The 18,420-nt window shown below is 47.5% G+C and carries 15 protein-coding genes; 6 read left to right on the top strand and 9 right to left on the bottom strand.

The features are described 5' to 3' along the window. Positions 1–18: 18 nt before the first annotated feature. The 6 genes from ACZZZW_RS08565 to ACZZZW_RS08540 form a co-directional block, all read right to left on the bottom strand. Complete coding sequence (locus tag ACZZZW_RS08565) at positions 19–645, bottom strand: hypothetical protein (RefSeq protein WP_463492932.1); 627 nt, start codon at positions 643–645, stop codon at positions 19–21. 49 nt (positions 646–694) lie between these two features. Continuing rightward, on the bottom strand, positions 695–1,672 hold the full coding sequence (locus tag ACZZZW_RS08560) for a relaxase/mobilization nuclease domain-containing protein (RefSeq protein ID WP_463492931.1): 978 nt from the start codon (positions 1,670–1,672) through the stop codon (positions 695–697). Between the two features lie 4 nt (positions 1,673–1,676). After that, positions 1,677–2,072 carry a hypothetical protein gene (locus ACZZZW_RS08555; protein ID WP_463492930.1) on the bottom strand — a complete coding sequence of 132 codons (396 nt, stop codon included), beginning with the start codon at positions 2,070–2,072 and terminating at the stop codon, positions 1,677–1,679. A gap of 109 nt (positions 2,073–2,181) precedes the next feature. After that, complete coding sequence (locus ACZZZW_RS08550; protein WP_463492929.1) at positions 2,182–3,126, bottom strand: toprim domain-containing protein; 945 nt, start codon at positions 3,124–3,126, stop codon at positions 2,182–2,184. Between the two features lie 534 nt (positions 3,127–3,660). Next, a complete protein-coding gene (locus ACZZZW_RS08545; protein WP_463492928.1) occupies positions 3,661–4,644 on the bottom strand; it encodes a potassium channel beta subunit family protein in 984 nt (327 codons plus the stop codon). A 505-nt stretch (positions 4,645–5,149) separates the two neighbouring features. Next, entirely contained in the window at positions 5,150–6,055 is a 906-nt protein-coding gene (locus ACZZZW_RS08540; protein WP_055910985.1) for a glycerophosphodiester phosphodiesterase family protein, read from the bottom strand. Between the two features lie 379 nt (positions 6,056–6,434). On the opposite strand from ACZZZW_RS08540, the gene ACZZZW_RS08535 reads away from it, so the two are divergent. The 3 genes from ACZZZW_RS08535 to ACZZZW_RS08525 all read left to right on the top strand — a co-directional run bounded on the left by ACZZZW_RS08535 (position 6,435) and on the right by ACZZZW_RS08525 (position 9,901). Continuing rightward, positions 6,435–7,034, top strand: coding sequence for a GIN domain-containing protein (locus ACZZZW_RS08535; RefSeq protein WP_157255446.1), 600 nt, complete (start codon positions 6,435–6,437; stop codon positions 7,032–7,034). A 174-nt stretch (positions 7,035–7,208) separates the two neighbouring features. After that, entirely contained in the window at positions 7,209–9,512 is a 2,304-nt protein-coding gene (locus ACZZZW_RS08530) for a GH92 family glycosyl hydrolase (protein ID WP_463492927.1), read from the top strand. Positions 9,513–9,712: 200 nt separating this feature from the next. Beyond that, on the top strand, positions 9,713–9,901 hold the full coding sequence (locus ACZZZW_RS08525; protein WP_463492926.1) for a hypothetical protein: 189 nt from the start codon (positions 9,713–9,715) through the stop codon (positions 9,899–9,901). A 142-nt stretch (positions 9,902–10,043) separates the two neighbouring features. Here ACZZZW_RS08525 and ACZZZW_RS08520 read toward each other — a convergent pair whose 3' ends face one another. From ACZZZW_RS08520 to ACZZZW_RS08510, 3 genes are all read right to left on the bottom strand, one after another. Further along, complete coding sequence (locus ACZZZW_RS08520; RefSeq protein ID WP_463492925.1) at positions 10,044–11,423, bottom strand: PAS domain-containing protein; 1,380 nt, start codon at positions 11,421–11,423, stop codon at positions 10,044–10,046. A 211-nt stretch (positions 11,424–11,634) separates the two neighbouring features. Beyond that, positions 11,635–12,246, bottom strand: a complete 612-nt coding sequence (locus tag ACZZZW_RS08515; protein WP_463492924.1) for an alpha-ketoglutarate-dependent dioxygenase AlkB family protein — start codon at positions 12,244–12,246, stop codon at positions 11,635–11,637. Then, positions 12,246–12,740: a hypothetical protein gene (locus ACZZZW_RS08510; RefSeq protein WP_463492923.1), complete on the bottom strand. Its 495-nt coding sequence runs from the start codon at positions 12,738–12,740 to the stop codon at positions 12,246–12,248. Before ACZZZW_RS08510 ends, ACZZZW_RS08515 begins: the two co-directional genes overlap by 1 nt. A 214-nt stretch (positions 12,741–12,954) precedes the next feature. Between ACZZZW_RS08510 and ACZZZW_RS08505 the strand changes: the two genes are divergently transcribed. The 3 genes from ACZZZW_RS08505 to ACZZZW_RS08495 are packed head-to-tail and all read left to right on the top strand — an operon-like array spanning position 12,955 to position 18,419. Beyond that, on the top strand, positions 12,955–13,683 hold the full coding sequence (locus ACZZZW_RS08505) for an ImuA family protein (RefSeq protein ID WP_463492922.1): 729 nt from the start codon (positions 12,955–12,957) through the stop codon (positions 13,681–13,683). Then, on the top strand, positions 13,680–15,185 hold the full coding sequence (locus tag ACZZZW_RS08500; RefSeq protein WP_463492921.1) for a Y-family DNA polymerase: 1,506 nt from the start codon (positions 13,680–13,682) through the stop codon (positions 15,183–15,185). Before ACZZZW_RS08505 ends, ACZZZW_RS08500 begins: the two co-directional genes overlap by 4 nt. A 6-nt stretch (positions 15,186–15,191) precedes the next feature. Further along, complete coding sequence (locus ACZZZW_RS08495) at positions 15,192–18,419, top strand: error-prone DNA polymerase (RefSeq protein ID WP_463492920.1); 3,228 nt, start codon at positions 15,192–15,194, stop codon at positions 18,417–18,419. The last annotated feature ends 1 nt before the right edge of the window (position 18,420 follow it).

Raw genomic sequence — 18,420 nt, 5'->3', positions numbered from 1 at the left:
AGTTTATAAATCAGCTATTTACCGCTTTGCAAGGAGATAGTTGGAATAGATCACATCCAGCACCGCTGAGCATCTTTTAATCAACCCCTTGTCCAGGCCCATTGAGCTGACGCGCTGAAAGCCGATATGTTCGGCAACCCCCGGGCTGACCGGACCGATCTGGCGGAGTACCCTATCGGTTTCCGCTCTGAAAGGATAGTTCCCGCCGGTCATGACTCTATTGGGAAGGAAGAGCAGGCATATCTCTTTTTTGATGCGCAGGGCCAGACAGGCGAAATAAATGCTCGAATGCAGTGTCGGCCCATCATAACAGAAAGGAATCATCAGCAGGTCTATCGCCAGGAACAAAGGCACGGTATGCTCATCATACCCTTCAGGAGGAAACTCTACAAGGATATACGCTTCACCCTCCTCATTCAGCTTTGAGACCAGTAGCGGCAACTGAACGGGCGCGCAGGTAAAATATTCAAAAGGCAACTGATGCTCCAGGATTTTTGAGCGCTCGTAAAACTGGTCCAGCGAACCGTTTTTCTTTAGCGCTATAAGAAAAACCTTTTCCTTTTTTAAACAGAGGTAGTGCGCCAAAAGCAGCAGCAGGGCACTCTTGCCCGTACCGGCTTTGGTATTTCCCATTGCGATAACCATAGATGCGTGTTTAAGATTAAGAAAATGTGCGGATCAGAAAAGCTTTTGTTCAGCGTTTAAAGCTGGCGGCGGGCACCATGCCCCTATCAGTAACAGGTGAGGAAATAAACCTGGAAAGCGCCATAATCTCCTCACCGTCAAACAGCTGGTGATGAGCGTGGTCGATCAGCACGATACCCTTGACCGAGCCCGATGAAAAAAGATAACAGATTTCAATGCCTGTGGCCCTGGCAAGAAAATCGGCCAGATCCGAGCGGAAGGCCTTAAGCTTTTTCGAGCCGTGCCCCGCTCCTTTTTGATAGACCGCCGTTGTTTTGCCGCTGTGCAGCAGCATCGCCCCCAAAATCAGCTCACGGATTTCCGCTGCTCTTTTTCTTTCCCGCTCTCCGCGCTGCAGTCCAGAAATCAGTTCAGCTGAATTGATGCGCATCAGGGTCTTTCCGTACCTGCGCACCAAAAATTCATGCCTGTACAAAAAGAAACGGTAACCGCTTTTTTCAAAAAGCACCTTTAGCTGGGCGATGCTGCTGCAGCGAAAGTCAAGCAAACGCTGGATATCCCTTTTAAATGCTGCTGCCTCATCGATGCCGCAAAGCCTGTTCAGCTGGGAAATTGCGCGGACGCGGTCAAAGGAATCGGAAATCTTTGTGCCATCGGTGCGGACATCTGTAGAGACGATGTGCAAGTGCCGGTTAGCGGTATCGGTATGAAAAAAAATCAGGTAGGGCTGCTGCGCGTAACCCATCTCAGTGAGCCATTTTTCTGCAATGCCGAGCAGGGCGTGCTTATCTGCCGCTGTCCCACGGGTGGATATGACCGCATGAAACTGATCAAAACGGCTGACCGGGTTTAAAGAGGCCATTGCACCAAAATAATGCTCCAAATCGGAAATGCTGACCCTGCTATAAAAATCCAGCAGCTCCAGGTTTCTTTTGCACAAAAGCTCTGCATCCCCCGCATGGACTTTATCCATGTTATAACGGATGGCAGAGAAACGCAACGAGGTGGTAAAAAGCTTTACAATCATGGCATCACAACATTTTTTCTTTACGGTCCATCCTGATGAGCATCATCCTGATGGCCTTTTCCAGACAGGCGGTATCCGCCTGGCATTCCATCAGAGCGCCCCTTAATTCCATGAGAAGATGTTCCACAGATACTGCCCCTTTCTCTTGGCCAAGTATTTCGTAGATACCCGATACATCGGACCTGATCCGGGCGATATCCTTTGCGATCTGGATAAAGACCTCCAGCAGCTTGGCAGGATCCACATCGAGCATGCCGCTGTAAAGGAGTTTTGCCCTGATCAGGTCAGAAACCGAAATGTTCATCGAGGTGGAATAGGATAAGAGTTTGCTATATTCTCCATCCGTCAGGTAGCAACGGATCAGATTGGCCCTGCGGCCGCCTTCTTTTCTTTTTGCCATAATTGATCGTTTTTTGGATTTTATGATGCGGTATCTTCGACGGGAGGGAGAACAGCCTATAACCCAGCCCTTAGGCATGAAAGCATGGTACGGCAGGCAAAAGGATTGCTCACCAGCGCCTTAGCGGAGGCTTGCTTTGCTGAGCAGGAAACTCCGCTGCCTTCCTGCTGATGATCAGTTGCTGGATCTTTTCATTGTAATCGTTATATCCCAGATATAAATCGGAGCGGTCGGTGGCCCGGGCCAGGGTTTTGAGAAATTCCGCGGTGGCTTTTTCTCCCGACGGGTCATGGTCAAAAAAAAGTTCAATACCTGAAAAGTCTTTGGCAAACTGCATTGCCGGTTTTAAAAAAGCAACCGAGTTCAAGATCAGCACACTGGCGCGGTCACCGGGGTGCTCAAGTTTCCAGCTCAAAAAATCCATCATTCCCTCGAATACCGCCAGGCGGTCATCCCCTGAAATGAACTGCATTGATTTTTTTCCAAGGCATCCCTTGAAATAACTGTTTCTCACCTCCCAGCCGCCACGATCATTCTCCCATCCCGCAGCAAAGCGTTCCATGCGTTTACCATCCTCTTTTTTTATGCTGTAATAAACCTCTTTAATATAAGGGGTTGCCACCTCCAGCACACCGCGCTGTGCCAGATAAGCACTGATTGATGGATTTGTGATTTTTTCCCTGACTTCGCGGATCTGGTAAGAGGGTTGCCGCAGGGGCAGCTCAGTCTGGCTGCGCTTTCCCTGGCGGGGAGGCGAGCTGATGCCCAGGGTAACCCCGGACAGCTTTTCAATGGCTTCCCGGAAATTGCAGCCGCTCCAGTAAGCAATTGCAAAATCAATTACCGTCCCTCCTTTGGCCAGTCCGTGATCATACCACAGGCCGAGCTTTTCATTGACGCAGAATGAAGGGGTTGTATCGCTTTCCCTGAGCATGGAAAGATAGAAAAGTTCTCCTCCTGAGCGTCTGATGGGCTCATGGCCGAGTTTTGAAAGCAGCGAGACCAGATCGGTATGCTCCCTGATCTCCTTAAGGTCAAAGCGGTTCTCTTCCATCTTCTGTAATTTAACTGGTGAAATCATTTGCACCTACTATTCATAGAAAGCGGTAACGGAAGGATAAATGCCCGCGCGACGCCGGAAGGGGGAAAAAAAAATGGGCATAACGCCATGCGCCTGCCCACTATTTCTCCGGGACTTACCCGAATTGCTTATTTTGTTCCGGAACTACCCGCGTCGGCCCCTACGGACCGGGCCCCATGGGCCTGCCAATGCGCTTTCACCTTTTTGACGTCATCTCAAGGCTTCGCAAAATTTCCTGCCGCAGCAAGGATAATGTTTCGTTCCCGCATGTCAAAGACCTTTGGTACGCTGCCAGCAGCAAAGTGTTTGCCGGAGCGGACAGTACAAAGGTTTGACATCTGTAATTCTTTCTTTGACAATACCCATAACAATACCCAACGATTTTTTTTCGAAACACCCTTAGAGTTCAATAAGGCGGGATATTGACTTTGACGTATAAAGAAAAAAGTACAATAGAAATAGTTACTATGGTGCTTATCCGGTAAAATCCTGGTGTTGACCCCCTGCTTAAAACTGTGGCAGTTTGGGCTTTGTATCCATAATCTGTTCAACGTGCTCCAAAATTTCATCATTCAAAAGCGGCACAACTTCCAGAGCGGTCAGATTTTCCTTCAGCTGCCCTGCTTTTGAAGCCCCCAAAATCACAGAACTTACATTCGGGTTTTTCAGGCACCAGGCGAGCGAAAACTTGGCCAGTGATACATTTAGTTTATCGGCAACTTCCTGCAGTTTTTCCACTTTCTCGAGCCTGTCTGCCTGCAGCACATTATCCTTTAGCCAGCCCAGTTTCGCATCTGCCAGACGGGTGTCCTTCACATCTCCCTTGGTATACTTTCCTGATAGCAAACCGGATGCTAAGGGCGACCATATGGTTGTTCCCAAACCGTGATCCCTGAAAAGCAACAAAAAGTCATCCTCTAGTTTCTTCCTTTCAAAAAGATTATACTGAGGCTGCTCCATTGTCGGACCTGCAATGCGGTAATCTTTCGCGATGGCGATGGCCTCGGTAATTTCAGCAGCACTCCATTCCGAAGTTCCCCAGTACAAGATCTTTCCCTGTTGGATCAAAGTATTCATCGCAAGGACAGTTTCCTCAATGGGTGTATTTTTATCCGGTCGGTGACAAAAGTATAAATCCAGATAATCTACCTGAAGGCGTTTCAATGCTCCATGGCAGGCTTCAGTAACGTGCTTACGTGAAAGTCCCGTCTGATTGACGCCTTTGTTTTCAGCTCCGAAGAACACTTTACTGGATACCACAAATGACTCCCTGTCCCACCCTTGAGACTTTAGGATCTTTCCCATAACGGTTTCTGACCTACCCTCTGCATAGCCTTCTGCGTTATCAAAAAAGTTGACACCTGCATCATATGCTATCCCCATCAGCTCATCAGCAACCTTATCACTGATCTGTGCACCAAAGGTAAGCCAGCTTCCCAGCCCCAGTGCACTCACCTGCAAACCTGATTTTCCCAATCTTCTATATTCCATATGGACGTTCTTTTGATTTTAAATTAATACCAGGTATTACCTGCAAAGGGACAGAATTGTTTCACTGCCCATTGTATTTTACATTCAATTGAAAGAATGGTAATCAATATTTTTCCTCCGCGGCTGTTGGATCATTCCGCTGGGTAAAAGGCAGCTCCTTCGGCCGGGGATTCCCCTTCCATTTCCCCCCGCAACAGGACCTGCTGACTTTCAGCAAAGGGATATACTTTTTTAAAATCCATTTCTGCTGATGCTTCCACAAGTTTAATACAGTATATTTTTTTCCACGGCACGGATAAACAGGCCATCATTACCGGAACCTATAAAGCCGGTTATTTTTGCTGGCAGTCAGATCCTGAAAAATCATTTCGATAAGCAGGGATATCAAGCCTTATTGGTGCATTTTCCAATTCCGGTATAACTGTAACCGTGATTTCCTTTGATCAGCGGCTTCATTACCGCCCTAGATTTAGCGGTCAACGTACAGGTAGAGGCTATGGGATAATTAGTGGTGAAGCCCTTTTTTTTTCAGATAGATCAGCAGTTCAGCCGGTCTGTCCGTCTGCAGAAAAACAGGCTTGTAGGCAATAAGCCACCCCCAACTTTCTTCCTTCTCGTTCTTTTCTACGGCACGGTCATCATCATGGCCTCCATTTAGCGAGGGCCATAAGCTGTTCAACCAGATCAGGTGGTTATGTTTGCTTTCTTTGAAATATTTAAGATTGGCCAAAGTATCCGTGTCAAAAATGGGCTGGATGACCGTTTTTTTATTTGATGCATAGGAATTGATCAGGGCTTGCATGTCTTTATTTTTTGCATTCACCACCACCATCAGGTAAGCATCTTTGGGAATGTTATTTTTTGCCCTCAGTGCTGCGTAAGGCATATCATCACCAACATTAACGATTGCCTGATCGAGCGTTGAAGTTTCACCGAGCACTTTGAATACCAGATCAAGGTGATCATTTCCTTTGTCCACATTGATCAGTATCCTGCCTTTGGCGGCCAGCATCATCTCGCTTAAGGTAGGGATCTGGTGTCCGGTCACGCGTCCCAGACCGTTTTTAAGCCTGAACTTTTTCAACTCTTCCAGGGTATAATCCCCTACCTTCCCTTTACCGTTGGTACTCCTGTCTATGGTATTGTCATGCATGACAACCATTACGCTATCCCGGCTCATTTTTACATCAAGCTCCATCAGGTCAAATCCCTTTTCAATACTGTTGGAGAGTGCCTGCATGGAATTTTCAGGTGCATTTCTCCAGTCGCCCCTATGCGAGGCCACAAGTATTGTTTTGGATTTTTGTTGGAAAACAGCCTTAAGCTTTCCGGCCGGGGACTGCGCAAAACAGGCAGAAGTAAAGAATAAGAGCAACAATATATTGCAGGGTATGCGGTAATGGTTTTTCATAATGGATCAGTGAGACCAAAAAGCCTGTCGGCTCAAAGGTATCAACCATGCTTTAAGCAGTTGTTTACTCAATGTTAATTAAATGTCCGCGATCCGGCCAAAGGCAACAGAACGCTATGCAGGATCTGATCATTTGTTAACGCATTGATAATAATAATGGCAGATGCAACAAGAATCCGCCCATTAACTTTGCATAGCGAATGCCAAAGAAAACATTTAATCAAAATGAACCGTTTTTGGACGAATATTAAAAGCAGTTGGTCGAGAAATACACCGCGTTGGTATAATGCGCAAAATACCGCTGCAACGTTTTGCCTTTCCTTGCGTCTCATTATCAAAACAATCACAAAAACATTTTAAAAATATAAATAAGAGCATTATGAAAACTTCAATTACAACCCTAACAAAATCATTATTGGCAGCTGTAGTATTAAGCGCTTCAATCTTTTCTACCAGCGTATCAGCAGAAGAAAAACAACCGGTTAAAATCTCCGCTCCGAAAAACTTCGACAAAGTAATGGTAAGTGGAAACGTAGAGGTGACCTTGGTCCAGAACGGAAGAGAAGGCGTCAGCTATAACGATGACAACAACGGAAAAGTGAAAGTGATCCAGGACGGATCAACCTTAAAAATCACCTCTGCAGATGACAGCCCTGCAAAGATCACCATCAATGTAAAAAACATTTACCGTATACAGGCATCTGATGATGCTGTGGTAAAAACAGATGGTAAACTTGATGTTAAATATCTTCAGGTATTTTTAAAAGGAAATGCGGCTGCAAAAATCAACTCAAATACAGAAAGCCTGTATACTGTAATGGAAGAACGCGCAGACCTGAAATTAACCGGTAAAACAGCAAACCACATCGTAGTAATGGGAAACACGCCAAAATTAAACCTGGATAAATTTGCTGCATTAAAAACAGAAATGACCGCACCTGCAACCGGCACCGTACAAACTGCCTCTTTAGCAAAGTAGTCAATAAAAAATAAATTTTCAAGAGCGGTGAGACTTGTTCCCACCGCTCTTTTTTTTGCTTGTAATATTTTAGGATAAATCGAATTAGTGATTTTCTATACCTGTAAACAGACTACATCACGAATAATACATTCAGAATTTGCCGGTGACTGCAAATCTTTTTCAAAAAATGTTATGTTTGCCACATCCGATGGAACTGCCGACATGAAAAAATATATAAATTCCTTACTGAGCGGGATCATCCTGCTCACCATCAGTATCAATTCCGCACACGCACAGGGGAAAAAACAACCTGTGGATTATGTCAATCCATATATTGGAAACATCAGCCATCTGCTTGTTCCTACCTATCCTACCGTTCATTTACCAAACAGTCTGTTAAGGGTTTATCCCGAACGCGATAATTTCACAAGCAACACCATCGATGGCCTGCCCATTGTGATCACCAGCCACAGGGGAAGTTCTGCTTTTAACCTCAGTCCCTTCCAGGGCGATCTGAAAAATTCCCGGAATGTTATCTCTTACGGATATGACAACGAGGTGATCAAGCCTTACTACTACCAGGTCGACCTGGATGATTATGGCATAAACGTACAGTTTGCCCCTTCCCACCAGTCGGGGATTTACGCGATCAACTTTTCGCAAGGTTCGCTTCCGGCCTATCTGGTAGTAAATACCAGAGACGGCGAACTTGAAGTTAAAGGGAATGTGGTGAGCGGTTTTCAGAAACTGGACAATAACACCAAAGTTTACCTTTATTTCGAAACCGACCTGGCTCCTGTTGAATCGGGCACACAGAAAGGTTCCTCAATCGACCTAAAGCAGCAGTCCACATCTGGAGGGGATGCTTACCTGATTTTGAAATATCCGGTTCAGACCAGACAGGTCAAAGCACGTTACGGCATCTCTTTTATCAGTGTAGAGCAGGCTAAAAACAATCTGCGCCGGGAAATCAGGGATTACAATTTGGATCAGGTGGCACAGACCGGAAAGACAATCTGGAATACGACCCTTGGAAAAATCCAGATAAGCGGAACGGATGAAACGGCCAAAACCATATTTTATACCTCCCTTTACCGTACCTATGAACGCATGATCAGTTTATCCGAGGACGGAAAATATTTCAGTGCATTTGACGGGAAAGTACATGCCGATAACGGAATACCTTTTTTTACCGACGACTGGATTTGGGATACCTATAGGGCAACTCACCCGCTGAGAGTGATCATCGAGCCTAAAATGGAAGGCAATATGATCAATTCTTATCTGCGGATGGCCCAGCAGATGAGCGACCACTGGATGCCGACCTTTCCCGAGGTAACCGGGGACAGCCGCAGGATGAACAGTAACCATGGTGTGGCGACCATTATTGATGCCTACAGCAAGGGATTGAGAAGTTTTAACCTGGAGGAGGCCTACCAGTATTGCAAAGCTGGTATTACCGAAAAAACCCTTGCCCCATGGTCATCAAAAAGAGCAGGGGTTCTCGATCAGTTCTTTAAGGATAAAGGCTATTTCCCGGCTTTGCCACAGGGGCAAAAAGAAACCGCTCCGGAAGTCCACGGTTTTGAAAAACGCCAGCCTATCGCGGTAACCCTCGGTACGGTCTACGATGAATGGTGCCTGGGCAATATCGCCCGCCAACTGGGCAAAAACGATGAGGCAGAATATTTTCTGAATAAAAGCTCTAGCTACCACACCGTATTCAATAGCGAAACAAGATTTTTTCATCCAAAGGATGCCCAGGGCAATTTTATTAAGCCTTTGGATTACCGTTTCTCCGGCGGGCTTGGTGCAAGGGAAACGTATGATGAAAATAACGGGTGGCTATACAGATGGGATGTGCTGCACAATCTGGGCGATTTGGTGAATATGATCGGAGGCAAACAGGCCTTTGTCGATGAACTTGAAAAAATGTACAATACCCCGCTTGGCAAAAGCAGGTTTGATTTTTATTCACAGCTGCCCGATCATACCGGCAATGTAGGGCAGTTTTCCATGGGTAATGAACCGGCTATGCATATCCCTTACCTGTACAATTATGCGGGACAGCCCTGGCGCACGCAGAAAAGGGTCCGAAGTTTACTTGCACAATGGTTCCGTAATGATTTAATGGGTATCCCTGGTGATGAGGACGGTGGGGGCCTGACTTCTTTTGTGGTGTTCTCGCAGATGGGTTTCTACCCGATTACCCCAGGCCTTCCCATGTATGTGATCGGCAGCCCCACATTTGCAAATGTCACGCTTGATCTGGGGAATGGTAAAAAATTCGAGCTGAACTGCCTGAATTATGCGCCTGAAAACAAATATATCCAATCGGCAAAATTGAACGGGCAGGTATGGAACAAGTCGTGGTTTTCCCATGAGGATTTAATGAAAGGTGGAAAATTGGAACTTGTAATGGGAAAACGTCCGAACAAACTTTGGGCATCTGAGGATACTTCCTTGCCACCATCCTTCCAAATGCCGGTGAAATAATATAAAGGGCGCAGCAATATCCGGCTATTAAATGATTGAGTAGTCTTTTCCTGACCGGGGTTTGCTGCCCCAAAAAGGAAATGGACCGGAATATATATATGTTCATAAATCCGCTGAGGATTGATTTAACATGAGCCTGTTTTCTTCCGGCGGTTGCCTGGAAAACCGAGCGCATAAAACCAAGGTAAATCCGCTCCCGGATGGAAAAAGGCATGACCGGCCGGTGTGGAGGAATTGAGGTGAAGTTCAGAAATCAAATTCATGGTGTTTCATTCCAGCAGACCAGAATCCGAAGTGTAAGTTATCCCAAGGATGAGGATAAGTGCAATTGCATTTATAGCGACAGGGATTTTGTTGGTGGTTCCATTGTGGATCAGATCCCTGGTTGAGGTGTTGTGCTGAGATGATAAATCTTAAAACATGAATTGCAGAGATCTTTTTGCGTCCCGATGATCCAGCTTTACGAGCTTGACAAACAGGGCTAATGCATGATAATGATCGAAACAAAAACTTCCTAAGCCAAGCTTATCCTTAACTGTGATGCGTGGAATCGATGAGCTTGTTTAAGCCGATAATATGTGTCGCATTTCCATTGGCATCATACATTGGTTTGCCGTAGCCCCTAACCCAGTGCACTGAACCATCGGGCCACCTCACCTGGTATTCTGCCTGATAGATACTTTTATTGGAAATGGCCTTTTGCACAGCTTGCTTAATGTGATCACGGTATTGTGGCAACATCGCCTCGAACAGATCCGGATAAGTGAATTCTTGGTCCGCAAGAAATCCGTAATTCCGTTTAAGCCTGGCATTCGAGCTCATCTTCCCGGTGGAGAATTCAACAACAGTGTAGCCCAGATCGGCATCACCAATGGCGTTGATGAGCACTTCATTCGCCTCTTGGGCTACCTGCCTAAGGAATACCTGATCAGAGACATCGTCAATAATAAACATGATATTCTCATGCTCATCCCCCATTCTGCCGACGGGCTGCAGGGAAAGATTGGCAAAGATGTGTCTTTGCCCGTCGCCATGCCGAATGAGCAGCTTGGCCTCCTTTGCCTGATAGGGTTTCCTTTGAAGACGTACCTCTTCCAAAAGCCTCATAAAATCCTGACCGTCTATATCCTGTATCAGATTATCCAGCCGCTCACCCAAAACCATGGTCTCTGTTCCAAACAGCCTGGTTAATGCCTCATTGGCCTGCCAAAGATTCTTATGGGCTGCAGCGCATATCCCCATTGCCATCGGCGCCTTAAGAAATATCATTTCAAAACTGTCCAGCACCTTCTCAAGCACCACGTTGGCATGTGCAATCTCTTCCTGGTAGGCAATAAGGTGGGACATTTTTTCAACGGCCTTTTCGTGAGCAGAGGCCAGCTTTTTATTGTTCTCCTTTAAAGAAATCTCCTCTGCTGCAACCAGCCATAAACCCATCCTGTCCATCACCACCTTAGCGAATTTGGCGAGCAATCCCTGTTTTTTCTGATTGAATCTGACCGGGGTATGGTTTATCATCCAGAGTGTCCCAATATTATCACCGTCGCGGGAAATCAGCGGAACACCTGCAAAAAACCTGATGTGGCTGGTATCAAGCTGGGAAAAGTTGATGTCCTGACTGTCCTGGACGATAATGCTTACTGTCTCTGCAGGCAGGAGCCGGCCGATCAGGGAACTCGATCTAGGTTCTGAATTCTCCTTACTGAACCCGATATTGGCCCTGAAAATTATCTCTTTCTGACCGATGAGAGCAATTAGACAGCCATCCAGATCAAAGATTTGGCAAGCGAGCTCCGCGAAATCATGTAAACTATGCTCAGAGGGACTGCTTGCTGTTTTATAACGTTCCACCGTCTTCAACCGCTTATCCTCATCATTTTGGGAAAACTCAAATCCAGCTAACTCTACCATATTTTTCCAAATTTATATCATGCTCCATTGATGATATCACCTTATCACAAAATGGCGCTATTTTGAATAGATAAACTTATCCAAAAATTCCCAAATTCTGCTTAAGAAAATCAAATCCGATCAGATTCGTTACATCTATAGCATTACCTTTCAATAAAAGGCTTATTTGCCCGGATCCGGTGATATACTGATAAGATGGGCAGATTTAGCATCAGCCCACAATCTTTCTAAAGGTGAGGTTTATTCTGGGACCGGTTTTTTGGGTGGTCTTGGCAATCCGGTGCTCCCAGCGAGCTTGGAGATCCCCCTTCATGATCAATAAAGAGCCATGCTCCAAGCGGACCGAATGCTTTTCCCGGTGATCCTGTTTTTTCCTGATATCAAAACTCCTGACCGAGCCAAAGGAAACTGAGGCGATGATGGGGTGTGATCCCATAACCGTTTCCTTATCGCTGTGCCAGGCGACCGAGTCCAGCCCGTCACGGTAATAATTGAGCAGTACGCTATTAAAAGTAATGCCCGAGACGGGCTCAACCATTTTTTTAACTTCCAAAAGTTCTGGTGTCCATTCTAGTGGGATGGATTTTCCAAGGGAATCATAATTTATCCCTTGCATATCCCCATACCAGGCAGTCAGCCTTGGGGTAAGCACCTCACGGTCATACATCTTCACCAGTTTCTGTTGCCATGGTGTGCGATCAATAAAGGTTTCAAGCAAAAAATCGCTTTTGTACTGATGAATAAACCCCGGTCGGTAGTCCAGCACATCTGCAGGCAATCCAGGGGTCTGCCCGCTATATCCAAAAAAGCTCAACTGTTCCATTACCTGATCACCTTTTGCCCGCCAAATTTTTGCTTTTTGTACACCAGTGGTCTGGCCTCTAAAAGGAAATCATCACAAAAATCATGGTTGAAGACCTGGAATTTTACTGCCCATTCATCTTTGAGCAGGCCAGGTATGAATTTTGAAAATACCTGTTCAAAGCTTTTAAAGCTGATACCTTCCTTACATATCACCATATAATCTGCATCAGACCTTAATACCAACTTTTCAACCAGGTCTGGCCATCTTGAGCAGATTTCTTCAGGCAACCGGTTGAAGTACCCATGCTCAATGTGCCCGGTCAGTGCTTTAAAAAGCTCTGCCGTGAGCTCATCACCGCTCAGCTGTCTCCATATGCCATTCAGATTTTCCAGACTGCCAAGAAGTTCCCCATCCAGCACAATCCTCCAGGGCTCACCTGCTCCAAACCGGATCAGCTGATAAACCTCCACTTCACCATTTTCACCACAAAAAAAATATTCCAGCTCGATCATAATCAGGATGTTTTCTTCTTTTCAAAGTACAAATATAATTCTTTTTACTAATTAAATTAGCATTTATCCACATTTTTACAACAACTTTATTGGCTTTAAAGGACTTTTAAACCGTTTCAGGTTATTTTTGTTAACAATTATAATTACTAATATTTTTAGTTTTAATTTTGTGTCTGTTGCATGGGCATTTTATCAGCGCAATGGGAGATAAGCAATGACAGCAGTTAAAAGGGATATCATTAGCAAGCTTCAGGAACAGATCCTGAGCCTTCAGGGCTGTAAGCCTATTGGAGATGGCCCTGCCATGGACTTTGGACTTGGCCAGATCAGTGCCTCTTTTCCCGGCAAGGTATTTCCCCTTGCTGCCATCCATGAATTCCTGAGCACAAACCTTGAGGATGCTGCGGCAAGTGGCGGATTTATTTCTGCACTGCTCTCCACTCTGATGCAAAAGGGAGGCCTGTGCCTGTGGATCAGTACCCAGAGAAAAATTTTTCCCCCATCGATGATCACTTTTGGGCTGTCACCGGAACGCATCGTCTTTATTGACCTCTCAAGTGAAAGGGATGTATTGTGGGCCAGCGAGGAGGCTTTAAAGTGCGAAAGCCTTGCTGCAGTGGTCACCGAACTGGATGAGCTCAATTTTGCCCAAAGCAGAAGACTGCAACTGGTGATTGAAAAAAGCCGTGTAACTTCTTTTATCATCCGGAAAAACGCGGAGAAACTCAGTTCCACACTGGCGGCGGCCAGGTGGAAGATCTCAGCTCTGCCGAGCGGGGCAATTGACGGCATGCCCGGACTCGGCTTTCCAAAGTGGAATGTCGAGCTGCTAAAAGTCAAGAACGGGTTGCCGGGCAACTGGACGGTTGAATACTGCGGGGGAAGTTTTAATATTTTAAACCAAACGGTTATCCATACCGGAGAAATCAGAAAGGCGGTATGATGCAGAAAAGATATATGTCCATATGGTTTTCTACGCTGCTCACGGACTGGATCCGCATCAAACGGCCAGCGCTTAAAGCTTTGCCGCTTGTCTTTTCGGACAAGGCTGCCAACCGCATGGTTATTACCGCTGTGAGTCATGAGGCTGCTTTGCTCGGTATTCATCAGGGCATGCCGCTGGCTGACGCCAGGGCTATTGTTCCCGGTCTGGAAGTGATCGAAAACCAGAGCCATAAATCAGAAAAACTCTTGAAGGCAATTGGGGAATGGTGCATACGATACTCGCCATTGGTCGCCATAGAGGAAGACCAGGGCCTGACCCTGGACATCAGCGGCTGCGCTCACCTCTGGGGAGGAGAAAGGGAATACCTGCGTGAGATTGTGAACCGTTTGCGGGGGCTCGGTTATTATGTCAGGGCTGCTGTATCGGATACCATGGGAACTGCATGGGCGGTGTCGCGTTACGGTAAAACCACTCCCATTGTTAAAAGCGGTGAAGAACTCAGCGCACTTTTATCCCTGCCCCCGATGGCGCTCCGGCTTTCACCCCTTGCCAGTCAAAAGCTGATCAAGCTTGGGCTGAAGACCGTGGAGAGCTTTATCTCTATGCCCCGGTCGGTGCTGCGCAGACGTATCGGAGAGGAAAGCATGGAAAGGATCGAACAGGTTCTCGGGCAAAAGCAAGAGGGGTTTTCCCCTATCGCCCTGCCCGAAGTGTACAGTGCCCGCCTGGAAAGCATGGAGCCGATCCGCACGCGCAAAGGCATTGAGCTGGCCATTGAAAAACTACTGACCCAGCTTTGTGCCCACCTTAAAAAGGATGGCATGGGCATTCGGTCCGCTTTGCTGCAAAGCTACCGGATCGATGGAAAGCTGATCAGGACCATGATCGGCACCAATGGCCCAAGCGCTAATATCAGCCACCTTTTCAAGCTTTTTTCATTGAAGATCGATCAGATTGAGCCTAAAATGGGGATTGAGCTTTTTACCATGGATGCTGCAAAGGTAGAGACACTGGATCCACGGCAGGAAGCTTTATGGATGGCAGAAAAAGGTATGGAAGATCAAAAGGTGAGTGAACTTTTGGATAGGCTTGCCGGAAAAGTCGGTCCCCAGGCCATTCAGCGTTACCTGCCCCAGCCCCATCACTGGCCGGAACGATCGATCAAAAAAGTGGATTCGCTCCTTGAGCCGCTTTCTTTGCCCTGGCGGACGGACCGCCCCAGGCCGGTACAGCTGCTGAACATACCCGAACCGGTCCAGGTTTCTGCGCCCATTCCTGATTATCCGCCAATGCTCTTCCGCTATCAGGGCATCACCCACCAGGTGAAAAAGGCGGACGGCCCTGAGCGCATTGAGCGGGAATGGTGGCTGGAAGAAGGTGAGCACCGCGATTATTATCAATTGGAGGACGCTGAGGGAAAACGCTACTGGCTGTTCAGGTCCGGGCACTACAGCTCGGAGAAAACCTCGGGATGGTTTATACATGGTTTTTTTGCTTAAATAAGGATGGAATATATAGAGCTTCAGGTCACCAGTAATTTTAGTTTTTTGCGCGGCGCCTCTCATCCCGAGGAACTCATTGATCAGGCAGCTCAGATGGGTTATCAGAAACTGGCCATTACCGACCGCAATACCCTGTCGGGGATTGTGCGTGCGCATGTGGCCGCCAGGAATCATGACATCCAACTGATCCCAGCCTGCAGGCTTGATCTGCTTGACGCACCTTCGCTGCTTGCCTATCCAACTGACAGGGCGGCCTATGGACGTCTTTCTGCGTTACTGAGCCTGGGAAATATGCGCGCGGAAAAAGGCAGCTGCCACCTTTTTCAGGCCGATGTATTTAATTATTGCCAGGGAATGAAGTTTATTGTGATCCCACCGGAGGGATTAAATTCGCTTTTTGATTATGAAGCAGCATTTAAATCGCAATTGGCAGATTTCAGGTCAAAACTCGGGGAAAATCTTTTTTTGGCTGCAACCCGGGGGTATACCGGGGATGACCATAAAAGGCTCTTCAGGCTCGACCAGTTGTCCAAAGGGCTGGGCATTCCCCTTATTGCCACCAATGATGTGCATTATCATCATCCACAGCGCAGGGAACTACAGGATATACTGACCTGTACCCGGGAAAAATGCACGGTCCAGAACGCAGGTTTTCTGCTCCACCAAAATGCAGAGCGGCATTTAAAGGACAAGGCAGAGATGACCAGGCTCTTCAGGCAGTATCCTGATGCAATCACCAACAGCGTACTGCTGGCAGAATCCTGCCGGTTTTCTCTGGACAGCCTGGAGTATGTTTATCCAGAGGAGATCACCTCCGGTGGCCGCACACCCCAGCAGGAGCTCACTTACTTGAGCTGGAAAGGGGCCAGAGAGATGTTCGGGGATGAGATACCGGAGAAAATTTCGGCCAATATCAATTATGAGCTGGCCTTTATGGAGGAAATGAATTATGCTTCCTATTTTCTCACCGTATATGATATTGTCAAGTTTGCCCGTTCAAAGGGCATCCTTTGTCAGGGCCGGGGTTCTGCTGCCAATTCCACGGTATGTTATTGCCTTGGCATTACCTCGGTCAACCCCACCAAGTTTGACCTGCTCTTTGAACGCTTTATTTCCTCGGCCCGTAACGAGCCACCTGATATTGATGTGGATTTTGAACATGAGCGAAGGGAGGAAGTGATCCAGTACATTTACGGCAAATACGGCCGTGACCGCGCCGCCATCGTCGCTACGGTCACCCAGCAGCATCAAAAAGGGGCGATCCGCGATGTGGGCAAGGCAATGGGGCTTTCGGTGGACACGGTAAGTAAATTATCAGGGGCAATCTGGGAATTTACCGATGAATGGTTTGAGGAGGCGCGTATACTGGAAGCCGGCCTCAACCCAAAGGATCCGCTGCTGAAAAAAGTACTGCAGCTTACCGGCCAGATGATGGGTTTTCCCCGCCAACTCGGTCAGCATACCGGCGGATTTGTCATTACCCGTGGAAAACTGACCGACCTCTGCCCTATCCTGAATGCCCGTATGGCGGACCGTACCAACATTGAATGGAACAAGGATGATATCGATGCGCTGGGCTTTCTTAAGATCGATGTGCTGGCCCTGGGTATGCTTACCTGCATCAGGAAGGGATTTGATCTGGCCAAAAAACATTATGATATGGACTTGACCCTTGCCAAGATCAACCAGGAGGATGATCCCAAGGTGTACGAGATGATCACTCAAGCCGACACCATTGGGGTTTTCCAGATAGAGAGCCGGGCACAGCAGTCCATGCTGCCACGCCTGCGGCCAAACTGCTTTTATGACCTGGTGATCGAGGTGGCCATTGTGCGTCCCGGGCCGATACAGGGCGATATGGTGCACCCTTACCTAAGGCGGCGGAACGGTGAGGAGAATATTGAATACCCCTCACCCGAGCTTAAAGAGATATTGGGAAGAACACTCGGCGTACCCCTGTTCCAGGAACAGGCCATGAAAATAGCCATTGTAGCCGCGGGATTTACCCCGGCCGAGGCTGATGCGCTACGGCGGAGCATGGCCACTTTCAAGTTCAAGGGACTGGTTAACCAGTTTGAAAAAAAGCTCATCAACGGGATGCTCGAAAGGGGTTATAGCGAGGATTTCGCCAAGAGGATCTTCAGGCAGCTCGAGGGTTTTGGAAGTTACGGCTTTCCAGAAAGCCATGCAGCAAGCTTTGCATTATTGGTTTATGTCTCCTGCTGGCTGAAATGTTATTATCCCGATGTATTTGCAGCAGCGCTGCTCAACAGCATGCCCATGGGATTTTACCAACCGGCACAGATTGTGATCGATGCCAGGAACCATGGGGTTGAAGTGAGGGCGATTGATGTCAATTATTCTTCCTGGGACAACCTGCTAGAGGAAAAAAGCGGAACCTACCATGCCTTGCGCCTGGGCTTCAGGCAGATCAAGGGGATTGCTACAGCGGAAATGGAACTGCTTGTCAAGGCAAGAAAGCAGCCTTACCGCACCATACATGAGATCATGGATGCCGGGGTATCGCAGAATACGCTGGAAAGGCTGGCTGATGCAGATGCGTTCCGTTCATTGGGAATGGACAGGCGGCAGGCACTTTGGGAAGTTTCGGCGCTGGCAGACCGACCCGCTGGCATTTTTGAAAAGCAGGCCTCTGAAAGCGAAAAGGAACCACAGCTGTCACTGCCGTTAATGAGCGATTCGGAGCATGTGGTGCAGGATTATGACACAACAGCGCTATCACTTAAAGCACATCCGGTGAGTTTTGTGCGGGAAAAGCTAAGTCTGCTGAAGATTCTTTCCACCAAAGAATCAGCAGAATCCTGGGACGGAAGGCTGGTGAAAGTCGCCGGGCTGGTCCTGGTGCGCCAGCGTCCGGGAACGGCCGGAGGGGTATGTTTCATTACCATTGAGGATGAATCAGGTGTAGCCAATCTGGTGGTTTTTCAACAGCTTTTTGAAAAATACAGAAAGGAAATTTTAGGCGCAAGACTGTTGATGGTTGAGGGGAAACTGCAACGCGAGGGCGAAGTAGTGCATATAATTGTCAAGCGGTGTTTTGATCTCACTGGGATGCTGAAAGGGCTGACCGATGCCGGACAGGAAGAACTGCCGCTGCTGACACTTTCGCGGGCAGACGAACGCTCGCCATTCCCTGCAGAAAACAAACGTACGCAGAAAAGAGAACAGGCTGATGGCGCAATTTTTCCGCCTGCACGTAACTTTAAATAGC

This window comes from Pedobacter sp. AC379 (assembly GCF_979258145.1).
This window is presented reverse-complemented; position numbering and strand designations above follow the sequence as displayed.

What these genes read in the sequence shown, in the direction of transcription:
- ACZZZW_RS08565 (WP_463492932.1), bottom strand. Translation starts at nt 645, where the DNA reads ATGGTTATCGCAATGGGAAATACCAAAGCCGGTACGGGCAAGAGTGCC.
- ACZZZW_RS08560 (WP_463492931.1), bottom strand. Translation starts at nt 1,672, where the DNA reads ATGATTGTAAAGCTTTTTACCACCTCGTTGCGTTTCTCTGCCATCCGT.
- ACZZZW_RS08555 (WP_463492930.1), bottom strand. Translation starts at nt 2,072, where the DNA reads ATGGCAAAAAGAAAAGAAGGCGGCCGCAGGGCCAATCTGATCCGTTGC.
- ACZZZW_RS08550 (WP_463492929.1), bottom strand. Translation starts at nt 3,126, where the DNA reads ATGGAAGAGAACCGCTTTGACCTTAAGGAGATCAGGGAGCATACCGAT.
- ACZZZW_RS08545 (WP_463492928.1), bottom strand. Translation starts at nt 4,644, where the DNA reads ATGGAATATAGAAGATTGGGAAAATCAGGTTTGCAGGTGAGTGCACTG.
- ACZZZW_RS08540 (WP_055910985.1), bottom strand. Translation starts at nt 6,055, where the DNA reads ATGAAAAACCATTACCGCATACCCTGCAATATATTGTTGCTCTTATTC.
- ACZZZW_RS08535 (WP_157255446.1), top strand. Translation starts at nt 6,435, where the DNA reads ATGAAAACTTCAATTACAACCCTAACAAAATCATTATTGGCAGCTGTA.
- ACZZZW_RS08530 (WP_463492927.1), top strand. Translation starts at nt 7,209, where the DNA reads ATGTTTGCCACATCCGATGGAACTGCCGACATGAAAAAATATATAAAT.
- ACZZZW_RS08525 (WP_463492926.1), top strand. Translation starts at nt 9,713, where the DNA reads ATGGAAAAAGGCATGACCGGCCGGTGTGGAGGAATTGAGGTGAAGTTC.
- ACZZZW_RS08520 (WP_463492925.1), bottom strand. Translation starts at nt 11,423, where the DNA reads ATGGTAGAGTTAGCTGGATTTGAGTTTTCCCAAAATGATGAGGATAAG.
- ACZZZW_RS08515 (WP_463492924.1), bottom strand. Translation starts at nt 12,246, where the DNA reads ATGGAACAGTTGAGCTTTTTTGGATATAGCGGGCAGACCCCTGGATTG.
- ACZZZW_RS08510 (WP_463492923.1), bottom strand. Translation starts at nt 12,740, where the DNA reads ATGATCGAGCTGGAATATTTTTTTTGTGGTGAAAATGGTGAAGTGGAG.
- ACZZZW_RS08505 (WP_463492922.1), top strand. Translation starts at nt 12,955, where the DNA reads ATGACAGCAGTTAAAAGGGATATCATTAGCAAGCTTCAGGAACAGATC.
- ACZZZW_RS08500 (WP_463492921.1), top strand. Translation starts at nt 13,680, where the DNA reads ATGATGCAGAAAAGATATATGTCCATATGGTTTTCTACGCTGCTCACG.
- ACZZZW_RS08495 (WP_463492920.1), top strand. Translation starts at nt 15,192, where the DNA reads ATGGAATATATAGAGCTTCAGGTCACCAGTAATTTTAGTTTTTTGCGC.